The sequence below is a fragment of the Acetobacter pomorum genome, from assembly GCF_002738225.1.
Lineage (GTDB): Bacteria > Pseudomonadota > Alphaproteobacteria > Acetobacterales > Acetobacteraceae > Acetobacter > Acetobacter pomorum.
On record NZ_PEBQ01000172.1, the window covers coordinates 33,593 to 49,437 of the forward strand.

16 protein-coding genes and 1 riboswitch are annotated in these 15,845 nt (G+C 53.5%); of the genes, 10 read left to right on the plus strand and 6 right to left on the minus strand.

The features are described from left to right. The 5 genes from CSR02_RS13395 (at position 1) to CSR02_RS13415 (ending at position 3,765) form a co-directional block, all read left to right on the plus strand. Positions 1-201 carry a DUF1656 domain-containing protein gene (locus CSR02_RS13395; RefSeq protein ID WP_099541974.1) on the plus strand — a complete coding sequence of 67 codons (201 nt, stop codon included), beginning with the start codon at positions 1-3 and terminating at the stop codon, positions 199-201. 15 nt (positions 202-216) lie between these two features. After that, positions 217-1,179 (plus strand): efflux RND transporter periplasmic adaptor subunit, encoded by a 963-nt coding sequence (locus CSR02_RS13400; RefSeq protein ID WP_042787663.1) that lies wholly within the window; start codon positions 217-219, stop codon positions 1,177-1,179. Positions 1,180-1,221: 42 nt separating this feature from the next. Continuing rightward, complete coding sequence (locus CSR02_RS13405; RefSeq protein WP_099541975.1) at positions 1,222-1,986, plus strand: hypothetical protein; 765 nt, start codon at positions 1,222-1,224, stop codon at positions 1,984-1,986. Between the two features lie 181 nt (positions 1,987-2,167). Then, positions 2,168-2,404 carry a DUF3297 family protein gene (locus tag CSR02_RS13410; protein ID WP_099541976.1) on the plus strand — a complete coding sequence of 79 codons (237 nt, stop codon included), beginning with the start codon at positions 2,168-2,170 and terminating at the stop codon, positions 2,402-2,404. 101 nt (positions 2,405-2,505) lie between these two features. Next, positions 2,506-3,765, plus strand: coding sequence for an NAD(P)/FAD-dependent oxidoreductase (locus tag CSR02_RS13415; RefSeq protein WP_042787666.1), 1,260 nt, complete (start codon positions 2,506-2,508; stop codon positions 3,763-3,765). A 100-nt stretch (positions 3,766-3,865) separates the two neighbouring features. On the opposite strand, the gene CSR02_RS13420 is transcribed toward CSR02_RS13415, so the two are convergent. From CSR02_RS13420 to ribD, 6 genes are all read right to left on the minus strand, one after another. After that, complete coding sequence (locus tag CSR02_RS13420; RefSeq protein WP_099542004.1) at positions 3,866-6,460, minus strand: MMPL family transporter; 2,595 nt, start codon at positions 6,458-6,460, stop codon at positions 3,866-3,868. A gap of 113 nt (positions 6,461-6,573) precedes the next feature. After that, positions 6,574-7,584 carry a lysylphosphatidylglycerol synthase domain-containing protein gene (locus CSR02_RS13425; protein ID WP_042787667.1) on the minus strand — a complete coding sequence of 337 codons (1,011 nt, stop codon included), beginning with the start codon at positions 7,582-7,584 and terminating at the stop codon, positions 6,574-6,576. A gap of 69 nt (positions 7,585-7,653) precedes the next feature. Further along, positions 7,654-8,139 (minus strand): 6,7-dimethyl-8-ribityllumazine synthase, encoded by a 486-nt coding sequence (ribH, locus tag CSR02_RS13430; protein WP_099541977.1) that lies wholly within the window; start codon positions 8,137-8,139, stop codon positions 7,654-7,656. A gap of 38 nt (positions 8,140-8,177) precedes the next feature. Continuing rightward, positions 8,178-9,521, minus strand: a complete 1,344-nt coding sequence (gene ribB, locus CSR02_RS13435; protein WP_099541978.1) for a 3,4-dihydroxy-2-butanone-4-phosphate synthase — start codon at positions 9,519-9,521, stop codon at positions 8,178-8,180. Beyond that, a complete protein-coding gene (locus tag CSR02_RS13440) occupies positions 9,506-10,108 on the minus strand; it encodes a riboflavin synthase (protein WP_099541979.1) in 603 nt (200 codons plus the stop codon). Before CSR02_RS13440 ends, ribB begins: the two co-directional genes overlap by 16 nt. Next, positions 10,090-11,142 (minus strand): bifunctional diaminohydroxyphosphoribosylaminopyrimidine deaminase/5-amino-6-(5-phosphoribosylamino)uracil reductase RibD, encoded by a 1,053-nt coding sequence (gene ribD, locus CSR02_RS13445; RefSeq protein WP_099541980.1) that lies wholly within the window; start codon positions 11,140-11,142, stop codon positions 10,090-10,092. Before ribD ends, CSR02_RS13440 begins: the two co-directional genes overlap by 19 nt. A 101-nt stretch (positions 11,143-11,243) precedes the next feature. Further along, a riboswitch (FMN riboswitch) is annotated at positions 11,244-11,391 on the minus strand. A gap of 405 nt (positions 11,392-11,796) precedes the next feature. Between ribD and CSR02_RS13450 the strand changes: the two genes are divergently transcribed. The 5 genes from CSR02_RS13450 (at position 11,797) to CSR02_RS13470 (ending at position 15,837) form a co-directional block, all read left to right on the plus strand. Then, the gene (locus tag CSR02_RS13450) at positions 11,797-13,038 is read left to right on the plus strand and encodes a cytochrome b (RefSeq protein WP_099541981.1); all 1,242 of its coding nucleotides are present in this window, start codon (positions 11,797-11,799) and stop codon (positions 13,036-13,038) included. Next, positions 13,038-13,811 (plus strand): cytochrome c1, encoded by a 774-nt coding sequence (locus tag CSR02_RS13455; RefSeq protein ID WP_099541982.1) that lies wholly within the window; start codon positions 13,038-13,040, stop codon positions 13,809-13,811. The genes CSR02_RS13450 and CSR02_RS13455 overlap by 1 nt, the downstream gene beginning before the upstream one ends. 18 nt (positions 13,812-13,829) lie before the next feature. After that, the gene (gene petA / locus CSR02_RS13460) at positions 13,830-14,468 is read left to right on the plus strand and encodes a ubiquinol-cytochrome c reductase iron-sulfur subunit (protein WP_099541983.1); all 639 of its coding nucleotides are present in this window, start codon (positions 13,830-13,832) and stop codon (positions 14,466-14,468) included. Positions 14,469-14,654: 186 nt separating this feature from the next. Next, positions 14,655-15,206, plus strand: coding sequence for a flavodoxin family protein (locus tag CSR02_RS13465; RefSeq protein ID WP_099541984.1), 552 nt, complete (start codon positions 14,655-14,657; stop codon positions 15,204-15,206). Positions 15,207-15,324: 118 nt separating this feature from the next. Next, the gene (locus tag CSR02_RS13470) at positions 15,325-15,837 is read left to right on the plus strand and encodes a hypothetical protein (protein ID WP_099541985.1); all 513 of its coding nucleotides are present in this window, start codon (positions 15,325-15,327) and stop codon (positions 15,835-15,837) included. Positions 15,838-15,845: the final 8 nt, after the last annotated feature.

Here is a 15,845-nt window from a genome sequence, read left to right on the forward strand (position 1 = left end):
ATGGAATTACGCCCTGTTCTGGATATAGGTGGACTTCTTGTTTCCTCCTTTGTTGTGCATGCCGTACTGGCTATTGCCACCCTGCTGGCGCTTAACCCGGTTCTATCCAAAGTACGTGCGCGCCGCGTGGTATGGAACCTGCCTTTGGCTGAATTTGGCATTCTTATATGCCTTGTTGGCCTTTATACCATTTTGTTGTGAAAGGGCTTTCCGACCGTGTTTGAGCGCGCCCGCCGCGTCCTGCAGTTTATCACGACGGGGACCATTCTTGCCATTGCGGCTGTTGTTTGCTTCGTTCTGTGGGATTACTACACCGCAGCTCCCTGGACCCGAAACGGACAAGTACGTGTGCAGGTTGCAGACATAGCGCCGCGTGTTTCAGGCCAGATTATTGCTGTGCGCGTAAAAGATAACCAGTTTGTTCATGCTGGGGATATTCTGTACGAAATTGATCCGTTTGACTTCAAGGTAGCCCTGGCAACAGCAACTGCTGCCGTCAACCAGCGCAAAGCGGATATGGCGCTGAAGGACACGCAGGAGTTCCGACGTGACCGGCTGACAGATGCCGCGGCCTCCCGCGAAGAAAAGCAGGTTTACCAAGCCACGGCAGACATTGCCAAAGCCGCCTACGCGCAGGCATTGGCAAACCTTTCCCAAGCCAAGATCAACCTTGATCGTACCTATGTGCGCAGTACGGTAACCGGCTATGTCAACAACCTCATCATGCGTGTGGGGGATTACGCAACAGCTGGAAAATCTAATATTGAAGTGATTGATGCCTCCTCCTACTGGGTGGATGGCTATTTTGAGGAAACAAAAATCCGCTCCATCCATGTTGGTGATCGGGTGCGGCTGGATCTGATGGGGTATCGTGAACCCATGTGGGGCCATGTTGTCAGCCTTACACGCGGCATTGCTACGGCCAACGCCGCCACGGCAACACAGGGCCTGCCATCAGTTGATCCGGTGTATACATGGGTGCGTCTGGCACAGCGTATTCCCGTTCGTGTGCAGATAGACAGCATTCCGCCCGGCACTCAGTTGGCTGCGGGCATGACCAGCACCGTGACTGTTGTGGGCAGCAAGGGCAAACGCGCACATGATACGCTGACCGAAGCACTGGACCGCATGCATGATACACTGATGGGTGGCACGGGCGGCAGTGGCCTACGCCATTAAAACAGGATAGACGCCCCCTTCGAGCACTGGCAGAAAGAGAGCATGCTGTATTCTTTTTTTCGTTCAGAACTTTATGCTGTCACGGCTCTCTGCCTTGCTATTTTTCTGCCCTCTACTGCTTTGGGGGCAGAAAAGAATGCTCTTCCCACACTCAACATTGCAGCACCCTGCCTGAACGGGCTACATATCCGTGCGCAAAAAGGCATAACCCAGCCTGAACCAGAAAATGGAACATGGCCTGCGGGCATTCAGCTTGCATCCAACCCGGATGGCAGTTTTTCCCTTACAGGGCAAAGCTGTCTGGCTGATACCAACGTCACCCTCACCACGCCTCCCACCATGCCATTGGTTATTATCAGCACGGGCCCAACATCCATTCAGGTGGATGACCGTAAAAGCCCGGTGTTTCTTCAGGCTGGCAGTGGTGCTGTCACTCTGGGCCGCACGGCAGAACTAAATGTGGCCTCTGATTCCACAGGCACCATCACCATTCCCGTATTGGCGGATTCCGCGCGTTTGCGCTCCACAGTTTCTGCTCCTTTCAATATCGGAAACGTGCAGGCTCCGGCTCTGGCTGTCTATCTTGGTGGAAGCGCTTCCTTTACAACCCAGCAAGGCAGGCTAGAGGCGCTGGAAATTACCTCCAACAGTACGGCAGATGCGGTGTTTCATGGCGAAACATCTGTGGCTGCTCTGCATGTTGAAAATACCGGCAACATTCTGGTGGATAAAGCCACAGGCACCTTGGCCACAGAGCGCGATGGCAAAGGCAAGATTGTTGTCACTGCTACTCAGGATAGCCACTGATCCGCGGTTTGTGGGTAAACGCCATATTTCCGTAGCCTGGCTCCATCCATTGGCAACTTGCTGAACCTCCATGTTTTTAGGCTGCATTCTCTCGCATCAATGCGGATCATGCATGGTCTTTCAATATGAAAGACCCTAAAACGTGGTGGCACTTTTAACCAATACATTAAGGATTGCTGAAATGTCTGACACCCTGCCTGACCGCCTTTCCGTCAACCCCGAAAGCCCTTTTTATAATGAAGAGCTGCTGGCACGGGGCATTGGCGTGCGCTTTAAGGGCGTGGAAAAAACAAATGTTGAAGAATATTGCATCAGCGAAGGCTGGGTGCGTGTAGCCGTGGGCAAAACGGTTGATCGGCGCGGCAACCCCCTGACCATGAAACTGAGCGGCCCCGTTGAAGTGTGGCTCAAGGACTGACCTGCTCTCTCAACATATCCCACACACAATTAAATACTTTATTAAATTGTCAATGTTTGGGATAGTGTGCCCACGTCAACGTGAGATTCAGGGAGACTTCCATGACTCAAACAGAAAAATCCACAACACCAGATCTACGCTACACTGTTGTTGTCGTGGGTGGTGGCTCAGCCGGCATTGCCGTAGCCGCCCGATTGCTGCGTGAACGCTCCACACTGGATATTGCCATTATCGACCCGGCAACCACCCACGCCTACCAGCCGGGCTGGACACTGGTTGGCGCAGGTGTGATGAAACTGCGCAGCACGCTGGATCAGGAAGGTGGGGTTATTCCCAAAGGCTGCACGTGGCTGCGCGCTGCGGCGGCTTCCTTCCAGCCAGATGACAACACAGTAACGCTGGCAGATGGCCGCACCGTTGCTTACAACCGCCTGATTGTCTGCCCCGGCTTGCAGCTGGATTGGGACAAAATTGAAGGTTTAACGGATACGTTAGGCCGTAACGGCGTGTGCAGTAACTATTCCAAAGATACTGTGGAATATACATGGACGTGCATTCAGTCCCTTTCCGGCGGCACGGCATTGTTCACGCAACCGCCCATGCCGATCAAATGCGCTGGTGCACCACAGAAAATTGCCTATCTGGCATCTGATTACTGGCGCAAGCAGGGCACACTTAACCGCACCAGTGTAGATTTCTGCCTGGCGGGTGATGCGCTGTTTGGTGTGGGCTACTACCGCCCAGGCTTGCAGGAAGCCGTGGACTATTACGGCATTAACGTGCTGTACAAACACACGCTGATTGCCGTAAACGGGCCAGAACACAAAGCAACCTTTGCCGTTACCGGGCCAGATGGCAAAGTTACAAATGTGGTGAAAGAGTTTGACATGCTGCATGTCACCCCACCGCAGAGCGCCCCAGATTTTATCAAAAAAAGCCCATTGGCGAATGAAGGCGGCTGGCTGGATGTAGACCCCAGCACGCTCCAGCACACCAAGTATCCGTTCATCTTTGGCATGGGTGATGTTATTGGCACATCCAACGCCAAAACCATGGCGGCCGCCCGTGCGCAAACACCTGTTGTTACGGCAAATGTTCTGGCATCTCTGGATGGCAAGCCGCTGACAGGCAGCTATGATGGCTACGGTGCCTGCCCGCTAACTGTAGCGTATGGTAAGGTTATTCTGGCGGAATTCCTTTATGGCGGCAAACCCGCCCCCAGCTTCCCTTACGATCAGCGCAAGCCAAGCCGCTTTGCATGGTTCCTGAAGACAACCGTATTCCCTCGTGTTTACTGGGATATGATGTTGAAGGGCCGGGATATTGAAATGCCGCATCATCCTGAATGGGTGAAAAAGTAAGGTTCTGCTTTCTGATTTTTCTTGCTGAAGCTGCACACAAAAAAGCCTCCCGAACATATCGGGAGGCTTTTTTTATGTCCTGATTTTACGCCTGCTTCTATCAGGCTTCATCTATAGGCCGCTTGGGCAAAAGAGCTGGCACAAATACAAGTGTTGCCAACAACGTGCAGCCCAGAGAAAGCAGGAGCAACCGCCCCATGCTGGCTGTGCCCGGATGATGAGAAAGGGCCAATGAGCCAAAAGCCGTGCCCGTTGTAAGAGCGGAAAACAGCACAGCGCGGGCTGTGGGAGACGCCAGCGGATATTTTACGCCATCCCGCCAGTTCATGACAAAATAAATGTTGAAAGAAACCCCAACCCCAAGCAGCAGGGGTAATGCAATAATGTTGGCAAAGTTCAAGGTTTCAGGCAGCAGCACGACCAGAATAACCGTCATCAGGGCAGAAAGCAGCAGCGGTGCCAAAACAAGCGCCATATCCTTCACGCGGCGCAAGGCCAGCATAAGGATAACGGCAATCATCACAATGGCAGCACCTGCGGCCTGCTCAAATGCCTTCACAATGGAGCGCGCACTTTCCACAATATCAACGGCTGTGCCTGCCATTTGTGGCTCAACCTTTTGAAGAGACGCCACAAATTTACGCAACGCGCCTGAATTGGACATAACACCCTTAGGATGCACTTCCACCAGCGCACGGCCATCTGGCAGCAGATAATCATCCGCAATTTCGGACGGCACATCCTTAATGCTGACAGGAGTTGCCTGCAGCATGGCACGCAGCTGATCCAGTTCTGTTGGCAAAAAGCGTACCAACGCAGTGTTGGCAGACTGCACAGTGGCATCTGGTGCCTCTGCCAGCTTGGCCAGCGCTGCCTGAATACGCCGCAGCGGATCCTGCGCTGGCAGTTTATCTAGCACACCTGCCAAAGCGGCTGATGTATCATGCGCTGATTTCCGCAGATCATCCGCTGTTGGGGCTGCCTTGGGTTGCGGCACAATAAGTGTTGGCAGCAGAATGGAGGCCGCATCCTGAATAAGCGCCAGCTTTTGCTGCTGCTGGGTTGGCACAAAGGACCCCAGCCACATCACATCATTCACATCTGGCAGATTAGAAAGCCGCGTGGTTTCCTTTTCCGCATCATCAAGGGAATGCACCAGCAGTTCTGCACTGTAAGGTGATGTCTGCGGGTTGTTGATCAGCAGTTTAAGGGCGCGCATCCCTTCCGAATTCGGATTTTTGGTGTGTAGCGGGTCTCCATCAAACTGCAGGCTAGGCACCAAGGCCAACCCCACCAAAGCTACCACCGCAAAAAAGGCCAGAAGCAGTTTGCGCATATGGCGGATTTTAATGTCCACCGGCTTCATAAACGCATAGCCCATGCTTGGGCAGTTAAGCGGCGGATGGCAGATTTTCAGCAATGAAGGCAAAAGCGTTGTGGTGCAGATAAACGCAACCAACATGCCAATACCGGCAATAAGGCCAAGCTGCGCCACGCCCAGAAAAGCTGTGGGCGTAAAGGCCAGAAACCCGGCGGAGGTTGCCAGAGCCGCCACCAGAATTTGGTGCCCGGTTTCCTCCCCTGTCAGGCGGAGGGCTTCAAACACACCTTCCTCACCCGCCTGCGTGGGCGTTTGCGCCCGAAATCGGACCGAAAACTGAATGGCAAAGTCCACCGCAATGCCAACAAACAAAATGGCAAAGGCCACGGAAATCAGGTTAAGCGTGCCAACGGCTACAGCCGCAAAACCGGTTGTCAGCAATAGGCCAACAACAAGTGTCACCACAATGGGCAGCACCACGCGCCATGTTCTGACTGCAAGCGTCAGCCACAGGGTTACAAGTGCCAAAGACCCCAAAAGCCCTGCCACCATACCTTCCGCCACGGTTGCAAATTCTTCATCATCCAGTTGAACTTGGCCTGTCAGGTAAACTTTGGCGTGTCCGTTTTTTACAAACTCCAAAGTGCTGATCGCCTGCCGCATGGCATCTGCCGCTGCACCACCCGGCTGGAAAGACCCGTAATCCAGTATCGGCTTGGTAATAACGAACTGATAATTCCCCGCCAGATCAGAAAGCTTGCCACCCAGAAGCTGCTGCCATGACATGGCCTCGGCATGGCCCGCAACTGCCTGCTCAAGCGTATTGGCAAAGCCAGACAAAGGGGCCTGAAACCCGGAGAGATTGGCCTGATCCTGTTTTACACCCTCTGCCATAAGAGAAAGGGCGCCAAACAGCCCACGGGCTGAAGGATCCTGCGCCAATGCGGCCAAAAAGGGTTGCGCTGTAATTGTGTCATTCAACACTTGGGACAGCGGCTGTGGCTCTAAAAACATCAGGCCATTGCGCAACAGATACGGGTTGGCATCTGGCCTGTGCGCAAAAGAGAAATGTTTATGATCCGCGCTTATTTTGGCAGCGAGCTCCCGCGCTGTTTCCTGCCCTTCCTCAGGCATTTTTGCCTGAATAACCGCAACCAGAAGGTTTTCCTTTTGGGGGAACAAACGCCCCATTTCATCGGAACGCTGCTTCCACTCCAAACGGGGAGACAGCATTTTACTGGTATCTGTCGTTACGCCCAAACGGGTCATGCCAGCATAAACGCCTGCCCCCGAAAGCACGAGAAACAACGCCACAACAGCCCAGGCATGGCGGGCGCAGAACGTAATGAAACGACCTATGGGTGCAAATAGCATGATGAACGACAGGTTCCCAAAATAATCACGGCCCAAACAGAAGGGCTGTCATGGTTTGCCCAACCCCCCAGCCAGAAGCAAGTGATGATGTAAGCAGGGCGCTGTTTTCCTTTTTACAGACCCGTGCGGGAAAAGGGCATTTTGCGCAGGCGCTCGGCATAAGGGCGCCATGTATGCTCAAGCCATTGCCAAAGCACAAGAGAGGGTAAACCCCAAGCAATTTCACGCAAACGTTTGATAAGAGAAAGCGCAATGGCAACGGGTGGTGGCATGCCAAAAAGGCTACCAACCATAATATACCCTCCCTCTGACACCCCAAGGGCGCCGGGCACGGCAAAGCCGGCAGATTTAGCCGCCTCTCCCACCCCCTCGATCACAAAACCGGTAGCAAGAGAACACCCGTGCCCCATAAAATGCAGAATCAGCCAGACTTCCACAGCGCCCAAAGCCCATGCACAAAACTGCAATATCAAACCCATCACCGCATTGCGGCCTGATTTGTATAATGCAAGCACTTCCTGATTAAGCCCGCGAATACCATCTACTCCGCTCCATCCCAGATGGGCGGCAATACGGATCAGCAGTTTTTCTATAAACGCCACGGCTCCCAGCCACTGGCTGATAAAAACGCCCCCTCCAATAGCCAGCAGCACCAATGCGCTTTCCAGCAACCGATCTGTTACGGCAGAACGCTTGACCAAAAACAGAAGCAATACCAAACCGCTTAGGGTGAATATAACCTGGCTCAGCAGTTCAATTGTCAGATCGCAGATTGTCGCCGCGGCTGCGTGTTTCAGGCCCAAACCACGCCGGGCCAAAAGGCGGGAAGACATGACCTCACCGCCAACCTGCGCAACGGGAAGCAGATTATTTATGCCCTCACGCACACAGCGGAGCATAAAATAGGCTCTTAGAGGCAAAACCGGGCCATAAGTGCTGCCAGCAATCGTGCGCCACGCGGATGCAGAAAGAAAAACCTGTATGCTATGAAAAGCAATGGCTGCCAGAATGCCCCATCCCCCTGTCATAACAAGGGAAAAAATGGAGGATACCCCAAATTGGGCCAGCATCCATACGGTCAACCCCAAACCGAAAATCCCGGCAATGAGAGTGACCCGCTTCATGCTCCCTCCATCCTTTTCTGGGTTGGCTTCTACACTTTTTGCAGACGCAGTCTAACACAGCCCATTTATTCAGCCTTTGATCTGGCGCAGTAAGGCCAGAGATTCCACACATGCGGCAGCAGCTTCGCGCCCTTTGTTATGAACATCATTGGCAGAGCGCACCTGTGCCTGTTCTTCTGTATAAGTTGTCAGCACACCAAAGGCGATAGGCGTTTCTGTGGCCAAAGAGGCCTGAAGAATACCCATTGTGGCGCCCAGGCTAATAAATTCAAAATGCGCTGTATCTCCTTTTACAACGCATCCAAGGCAGATAACGCCTTCATATTTGCCTGTTTTTGCCAGTGTTTGCGCTAAAAGCGGCATTTCAAAAGCACCGGGGGCGGCAAAAATATCACTGTCGTTCACAGAGATATTATGTTCCGCCAACCATGCAATGGCACCATCACGCAGACCACCTGTAACAACTTCATTAAATCGGCTCACAATAATGGCCAGACGCGGTGCAGGAGAAAGCGCCTTGAGATCCGGCAAGGAAACAGGGGAACGAGTACCCATCAGTTAAACACCTTAATAATTATCACTTATGAAAAAAATCAGACAACCGCATCTGGCTCAGCATCAGCCGCGACAAAACGCCCCAGATGGTGCCCCATACGCCGCCGTTTGGCATCCAAATAGGCACGATTATGCACATTGGGGGGAATTTCCAACCCAATGCGCCGCCGCACCATAAACCCGCGCGCTTCCAACGCACGTACCTTATCCGGGTTATTTGTCAGCAAATCCAGTTCACCCACACCAAGGCTGCGCAACACGCCAGAGGCGGCACGCCAGTCTCGCGCATCCGTTGCAAAACCCAGCCGATGGTTGGCATCCACAGTATCCAGCCCGGCATCCTGTAACTCATAGGCACGGATCTTGTTCACCAGCCCAATGCCGCGGCCTTCGTGCCCGCGCACATACACCAACACACCACACTCTGCCTGCCCTATGGCCCGAAGTGCCGCATGCAGTTGTGATCCACAATCGCACCGCAAAGAGCCCAAGGCATCGCCCGTTACACATTCAGAATGCAGGCGTACCAGTGGCACAGCATCTTTGCGATGCACATCCCCTTTTACCAAGGCAACGTGCTCTACGCCGTTTTCATCCTGAAAAGCGTGAATAATCAGATCATTCCCCCCGTAAGCACTGGGTAAGAATGCCTGTGCCAGATCTGGCACAGCGTCTTCTGCCACATCACCTTGCGGTGCTTCCGAAGCTTGCTGCGCCAAGGAAGACAGGCCATGCGCCTTAATCCACGTCACCAGCTCGGCAATAGAGACAATCGGCAGATCATGTTGGCGCGCAAACACTTCCAGTTGCGGGCGGCGCGCCATGGTGCCATCTTCATTCAGAATTTCGCAGATAACCGCGGCAGGCTTCAAACCTGCCAGACGCAGCAGATCAAGCGAGCCTTCTGTATGGCCAATCCGTTCCAGCACCCCACCGGGGGCGGCCCGCAACGGAAAGATATGCCCCGGCGTTGCGATATCTGCTGGTGTTGCGTTTTCTGATGCTGCAACCAGCACTGTGCGTGCCCTATCTGGCGCGGAAATACCGGTACTGACACCTTCCTTCGCCTCAATGGAGACTGTAAACGCCGTACCATATTGGGCTGTATTATCGCTCTGCCTTACCATCATAGGCAGGCCAAGCCGGTCCACCTGTTCTGGGGTAAGCGGAAGGCACACAAGGCCACGGGCATGGGTGATCATGAAGTTCATGGCATCTGGCGTCATGAACTCTGCCGCCATGACCAGATCGCCTTCGTTTTCACGATCCTCATCATCCACCATAATGACCATGCGGCCAGCACGCACGGCTTCCACCGCTTTCAACAGCCTGTCCGATGCCTTGGGGGCTACCGGGGCAGCTTTATTTACTTGGTGCGGCATTGTGCCTCCACATATTTGGCAATGATGTCCACTTCCACATTCACGCAATCGCCTACCTTCAGCGTGCCCAGTGTGGTGTGCTCCCACGTATGCGGGATAATCATCAGTTCGATAGGAAAGGTCTCGCCTTCTGGCTCACCCACTTCGTTGAGGGTCAGGCTGATACCCGCAAGCGCAACAGACCCCTTGGCCACCATGTAACGCCGCAACTGCGCAGGCACTTCAAACACCACACGCCGTGCATCGCCAGACTGTGTGCATTCCACAAACCGGGCCACGGCATCCACATGGCCTTGCACAATATGCCCTGAAAGACGTGTAGCCGGCGTAACCGCCCGTTCCAGATTGACCCGGCTTCCGCCTTCAAGTGCGCCTAATGTGGTGCAATCCAGTGTCTCGCTGCTGACAAAAAAGCGCACAAGGCCGGTTGTTGAAGGTTCGACGGCTGTCAGGCACACGCCATTTACGGCGATGCTTTCCCCCTCCGCCACATCATGCAACCCGGTTTTCACTTCCAGCATCAAAGACTGGGGGCTGTGCTCCGCCTTGGCCACATGACCGAGAGATTCTATGATACCGGAAAACATACCTGCTCCTGCGTACACCGCACCCATTCAGGAAAAAGAGAAAGGGGTGTGACATCATGTTGGGTTGAAACAGCAAGATGATCCTGCCCTGACGCATCCTGACGAATGGTCAGCCAATCATCCCACAGATTATGGGTTTTAAGGGCTTCCAGCAGGGTGGGCCCGGCCTCTACCAACACCCACAACGCATCACTCTGGGCCAGAATATCTGGAAGTTGCGCAATATCGGGGCAGAAGTGCACGTCAAACGCGGCAGAAACATCAGCCAGCCACTCAGCCGGGGCATGGTTTTTCTGCCCGCATACTACCAACAACCTTTGGCGATGGGGGTGATCCTCAACATGCCGAACCGTCAGCGTGGGCCGATCAGCCAATACGGTGCCTGTGGCCGTAACAATACCATCTGTTACGCGCCGCAAGGCATGCGCCAACCGTAGAGAGGCCGGAGTGGTAAAGGTTTTCTGCCCCTTGGGAGGCACCATGGAACCTTTGCCATCCAGCGCCTGCTTCACCGTTATCCAGGGACGTCCGTGCGTCATGCGCCATGCAAACGGAGCCAGCAAGGCGCGGCAGTGTGCGTAGGTGGTGGTGGCATTCATGCACTGCCATAGGCGGTTAACTGTAAGGCCTTCCTGTTCCAGACGGGCGGCACCACCCCCCTGCACATGGGGGTTGGGGTCTGCGCAGCCAATCCAGACTGTTTTTACAGGGGTGGAGAGCAATGCTTCCGTGCATGGAGGGGTGCGCCCGGTATGGTTGCAGGGCTCCAGCGTGACAACAGCGGTATCAATCCGCTCCACCACTCCAAGAGCACGCGCCTGTTCTACCGCCCGCCTTTCTGCATGTGCGGTGCCAGCCTGATGATGCGCGGCCACAACCAACACCTCACCCTGCGCATCCAGCAACACACAGCCTACCGGCGGGTTGGGCGCTGTGCGGCCTACAAAACTCCATGCCTCGGCCACGGCAAGCTGAAATGCCGCACCAATGCGTTCTGGCATGATCTGTCGGGAAATCTGTGAAAAGCTGTTCACCCTGTTTCTGCCCGCGTTCTCATAAACCAGACGGACTCAGGGCATAAGGTAGCCTCGCGCGTTCGCAATTCTAACCGAATCACGATAACGCAGCATGACCTTACTGTTCTCTTCCATCCGGACTATCACCGTCGGCTCCGGAATTGCACCGGATCTGCTGACCCCGCCAAAAAGCGGGCGCTCGCGGGCTTACAGCACCCTGTGCTGCTTACCGCCGGTAGGGATTTTCACCCTGCCCTGAGAACATCACACCCACAACATGCGAGTGATAACCAGTATGATGGCCCTGCAATTTGCCTTATGCAAGAGCAAACGCCTTCACAGTTTGTTAAAAACAGCGCCATCTTGCCCAAATGTTTCGGCAAAGTTATGATGCATCCTTATCTATCCGGATAAGGTAAAGGGGCCTGTTACGCCTTAACCCTGATTATTCTGATAGCACTTAATGGCAGGTTTTTATGGTATTTTTACAAGCATGTGCGTTTTACACCGCACATAGGCATATTAAACGACATTAACCTGTATGCCCCTCATACCAGATCTGCACTATAAACTCCGTATGCCAGTTTTCGACATACGAGACCTTTCCCTACTGCCACTGCGGAATATGGAGGGCTGCCTGCCCCTGTTTCTGCCAGCCAACATGGATTTACCATGAGCATACCCGACCAGAAGCAGGCATCTGCTTCTTCCACACCACCCTGTTCTGGCCTGGCTGGCTGGATTAACAGACGCCTACCGATTATTTCCGCCTTTCGGGCTGAATATGTCGATTTTCGTATGCCTCGCAATCTGAATGGCTGGTGGAATTTTGGAGCCATTCTTACGCTTGTTCTGGCCCTTATGCTGGCAAGTGGCATTTTTCTGGCCATGAACTATACGCCCACAGATGCAGGGGCTTTTCTTTCTGTAGAGGCCATAGAGCGCCAGCTTTCTGGTGGATGGCTTTTACGCGCCATGCACATGACAGGCGCAAACCTGTTTTTGGCCGCTTTGTATCTACACTTGTTCCGCGGGCTTTATTACGGATCTTACAAAGCCCCGCGTGAGCTGTTGTGGCTGACCGGCCTTGTGCTGATGCTTATGGTTATGGCCACAGCCTTTGCGGGCTATCTGCTGCCTTGGGGCCAGATGTCTTACTGGGGGGCTGATGTTATTACCAAGGCTGTTGGTGCCATACCGGGTATTGGCCCAACGCTAGAACACATTATGGCTGGCAGCGACCATTTGGGAGACATCTTCCTCCACCGCTTTTTTGTGCTGCATTTTGTACTGGCGTTTCTGATTGTAGGTGTTGTGGGGCTGCATGTAGCAGCTGTGCATGTTTCGGGCTCCAATAACCCGATTGGTGTGGAACCACGCACCCCCAAGGATACGGTGCCCTTCTACCCCTATTATGTCAGTAAGGATCTGGTTGGGCTTATTCTGTTTGCCATGGTGTTTGCGGCCCTGATGTTCTTTTGGCCCAACATGCTGATTGAGCCAGACAACTACACCCCGGCAGACCCTATGCATACGCCTGCGGATATTGAGCCGGAATGGTATTTCCTACCATTTTATGGGCTGCTGCAATCCGTACCTTCCAAGTTTGGTGGTCTTGTTGCTGCGGCGGGATCTCTATTGGTTCTGTTTGCCTTGCCGTGGCTTGATCGCTCCCCCGTGCGATCCATGCGGTTCCGCCCCCTGTGCCGTATTGGGCTGCTGGGTGTTGTGTGCGCATTTATTGTGCTGGCAGATGCAGGCAAACATCACGCACAAGGTGGGTGGCTGATTGCCGCACGTTTGGCCGGGCTTTATTATTTTGGATATTTTCTTGTGTTTCTTCCTCTAGTATCCCGCACGGAAAAAACACGCCCAGTTCCTTCTTCCATTGCGGCCTCACAGGGAGATGCCTGATGCGCAAGCATGTTTTTACAGGCTCTTTGCTGGCAGCGTTTACACTTGCAACGCCCACACTGGCCAACACGCCCGATAAAGCCCCGCCGCATCAGAAATGGAGCTTTGAAGGGGCAACAGGTACCTATGATAAAGCCAGCCTGCAACGCGGCTTTTTGGTGTATGACCATATATGCGCCAGCTGCCACGGCATGCGCAGCCTGACCTATCGGGATCTGGAAGGCATTGGGTTAAGTGACCAAGCCATTACAGATCTGGCCCATAGCAAGCAGATCCCCGGCCCTGTTGGCATCTCGGGCATGCCAACCATGCGCCCCGGCTTGCCGGATGATCACTTCCGTTCCCCCTTCCCCAATGATGCCGCAGCGGCTGCGGTTATGGGTGGGGTTGCGCCGCCGGATCAATCTCGCCTGGCGGCTGTGCACCCCGGTGGTGCTGACTGGCTTTATGCGTTTCTCACAGGCTACCGCATGCCGCCACCTGCTGGCGCACCAATGGTGCCGGGAAAATTCTATAATGACTGGGCAGAAGGCCACATGATTGGCATGCCCCCGCCATTAATAAATGGAGCCATACAATACCCCGATGGCACACCGGCAACCGTGGAGCAGCAGGCAAAGGATGTAACCGCATTTCTGGTCTGGGCTGCAGATCCGCACCGTAATGAGCGCCACAATATTGGCAAAGGGGTTCTGGCTTATCTGGCTGTTCTGCTTGTTCTGGCTATCGCATGGAAGCGGAAAATCTGGAAAAACCTGAAGTCGCACGGATAAACGGAAAGCACGAACAGCATGACACGTGAAACCGAAGAAAACGCAGTTACAGAACAGGCCCCCGGCCGCCGTGACTTTCTGGGAATTGTGACCACGGCTGGCACAGTTACAGGTTTGGCGGCCTGTGCTGTGCCATTTGTGCAAAGCCTGAAACCGCAGGACAGTGCCTCCGCCCATCTACCGGTAGATGTTGATATTTCCAAGCTAACGCCCGGCCAGCAGATGACGGTGGTATGGCAGGGCAAACCTGTGTTTATCATGCGCCGGACGCCAGAGGAGCTTGCCTTGCTGCAAGATCACGCACTGGCCGAAAAGCTGCGCGATGCAGATTCCACAGCCAACCAGCAACCCACTTATGCCCGCAACTGGCACCGCTCCCTTGTGCCGGAATATGGTGTTTATGTGGGCATCTGCACGCATTTGGGCTGTGTGCCGGGCCTTAACCCGCCTACGGGTAACACAGCCGATACATCTGGCGGTTATGGTTGCCCGTGCCACGGATCAAAATTTGATCTGGCTGGCCGCGTTTATAAAGGTGCCCCCGCCCCTTATAATCTGCCAGTTCCGCCTTATTCCATGCCCTCGCCCTCCAGCATCAGGCTGGGAGAAAACCCCACAGGGCAGCACTTTGATTTTTCAACAATTGAGCAGATCTGAATACTTGAAAAAAAACGCCGCATTCATACTGCGGCGTTTTTTGTATCTGCATGGCTGACAACATGATCTCACCCTAGGAGTGTGAGATGAATTATCTAAAACACTTCTTATCGAAGGAATAAAAAAGCGCCAATCTGGATTTGCGAACTTTTTTGCAACCAGCCTGATTATAAGGATAGAACATAGATGTCTGATATTGTGGTGATTTATCATTCCGGTTTTGGCCACACACGCAAAGTGGCGGAATATGTTGCCAAAAGTGCCCGCGCCACACTTCTGGAAATTGATGAAAACGGCAACCTGCCAGAAAATGGATGGGAAACGCTGGACCAGGCCAAAACCATTGTGTTTGGCACTCCCACCTATATGGGCAACGCCAGTTGGCAGTTTAAAAAATTTGCAGATGCCACATCCCGCATCTGGTTCAATCGTGGATGGCAGAACAAGCTGTTTGCCGGTTTTACAAACAGTGCAAGCCCGGTGGGTGATAAAGGCTGCACCATGGCGTGGCTTCAGGTTCTGGCTGCACAGCATGGCGGCATCTGGATCAGCCTTGGCCTGCTGCCCTCCAACACCAAAGCGGCCACAAAAGCAGATATCAACGTGCTCGGTGGCGCGGCTGGCCTGTTGGTACAAAGCCCATCTGATGCCAGTGTAGATGAAATTCCCAGTGGAGATCTGGATACGGCAACAGCTTATGGCACACGTATTGCCGAGGTAACGGCACGCTTTAAATAATATGTTTACAGCCAGCGTGTTTCCTGCCCCCGAATAGCAGACATGCTGGCTGTGCCTTTTTCAGCACGCTCCACAAACGCTAAAACACCCTTCGGTATTTACCGCAAATGGGGATGTAATGGCTGTTTCTTGGGGAGATTTTCAGGCTATCATTCAGCTTTCTGCCGGATTGAATGTTGCTATTCTGAGCTTTGTAGATATCAGTATTCCCGCCATTAAGGAACGCCGCCGCGTTTTTTCCAAAGCACGGCAGGAACTGGAAATCTACCGCAAAAACCCACATAAAGTAACCACAGAAGATAAAGCAGCCCATGCCGGCGCGGTAGGGGAAATAGACCGCCAGCTTTTTGATTTATGGCGTGAAACATCTGACTTTGAAACCGTTGAAGATTCCATGATCAAAACCACAGGTGTTTTTGGTTTTATCGGCGCTATCGTTAGCATCAGCCTGCTATGGTACTCTGGCCTGCATTACGATGATCCGATCCGCACATCTGGAGAGCTGCTGACATTACTTTCATTTCTTTCTCTGGCAGCTGCATTTTTCATCAATTTTATTACGGCTTTTAAGGCAGCACACTATACAAAACGTTGTAATGACCTCCGCCAGCAGATGCGGCAAAAATTGTAATACATAAC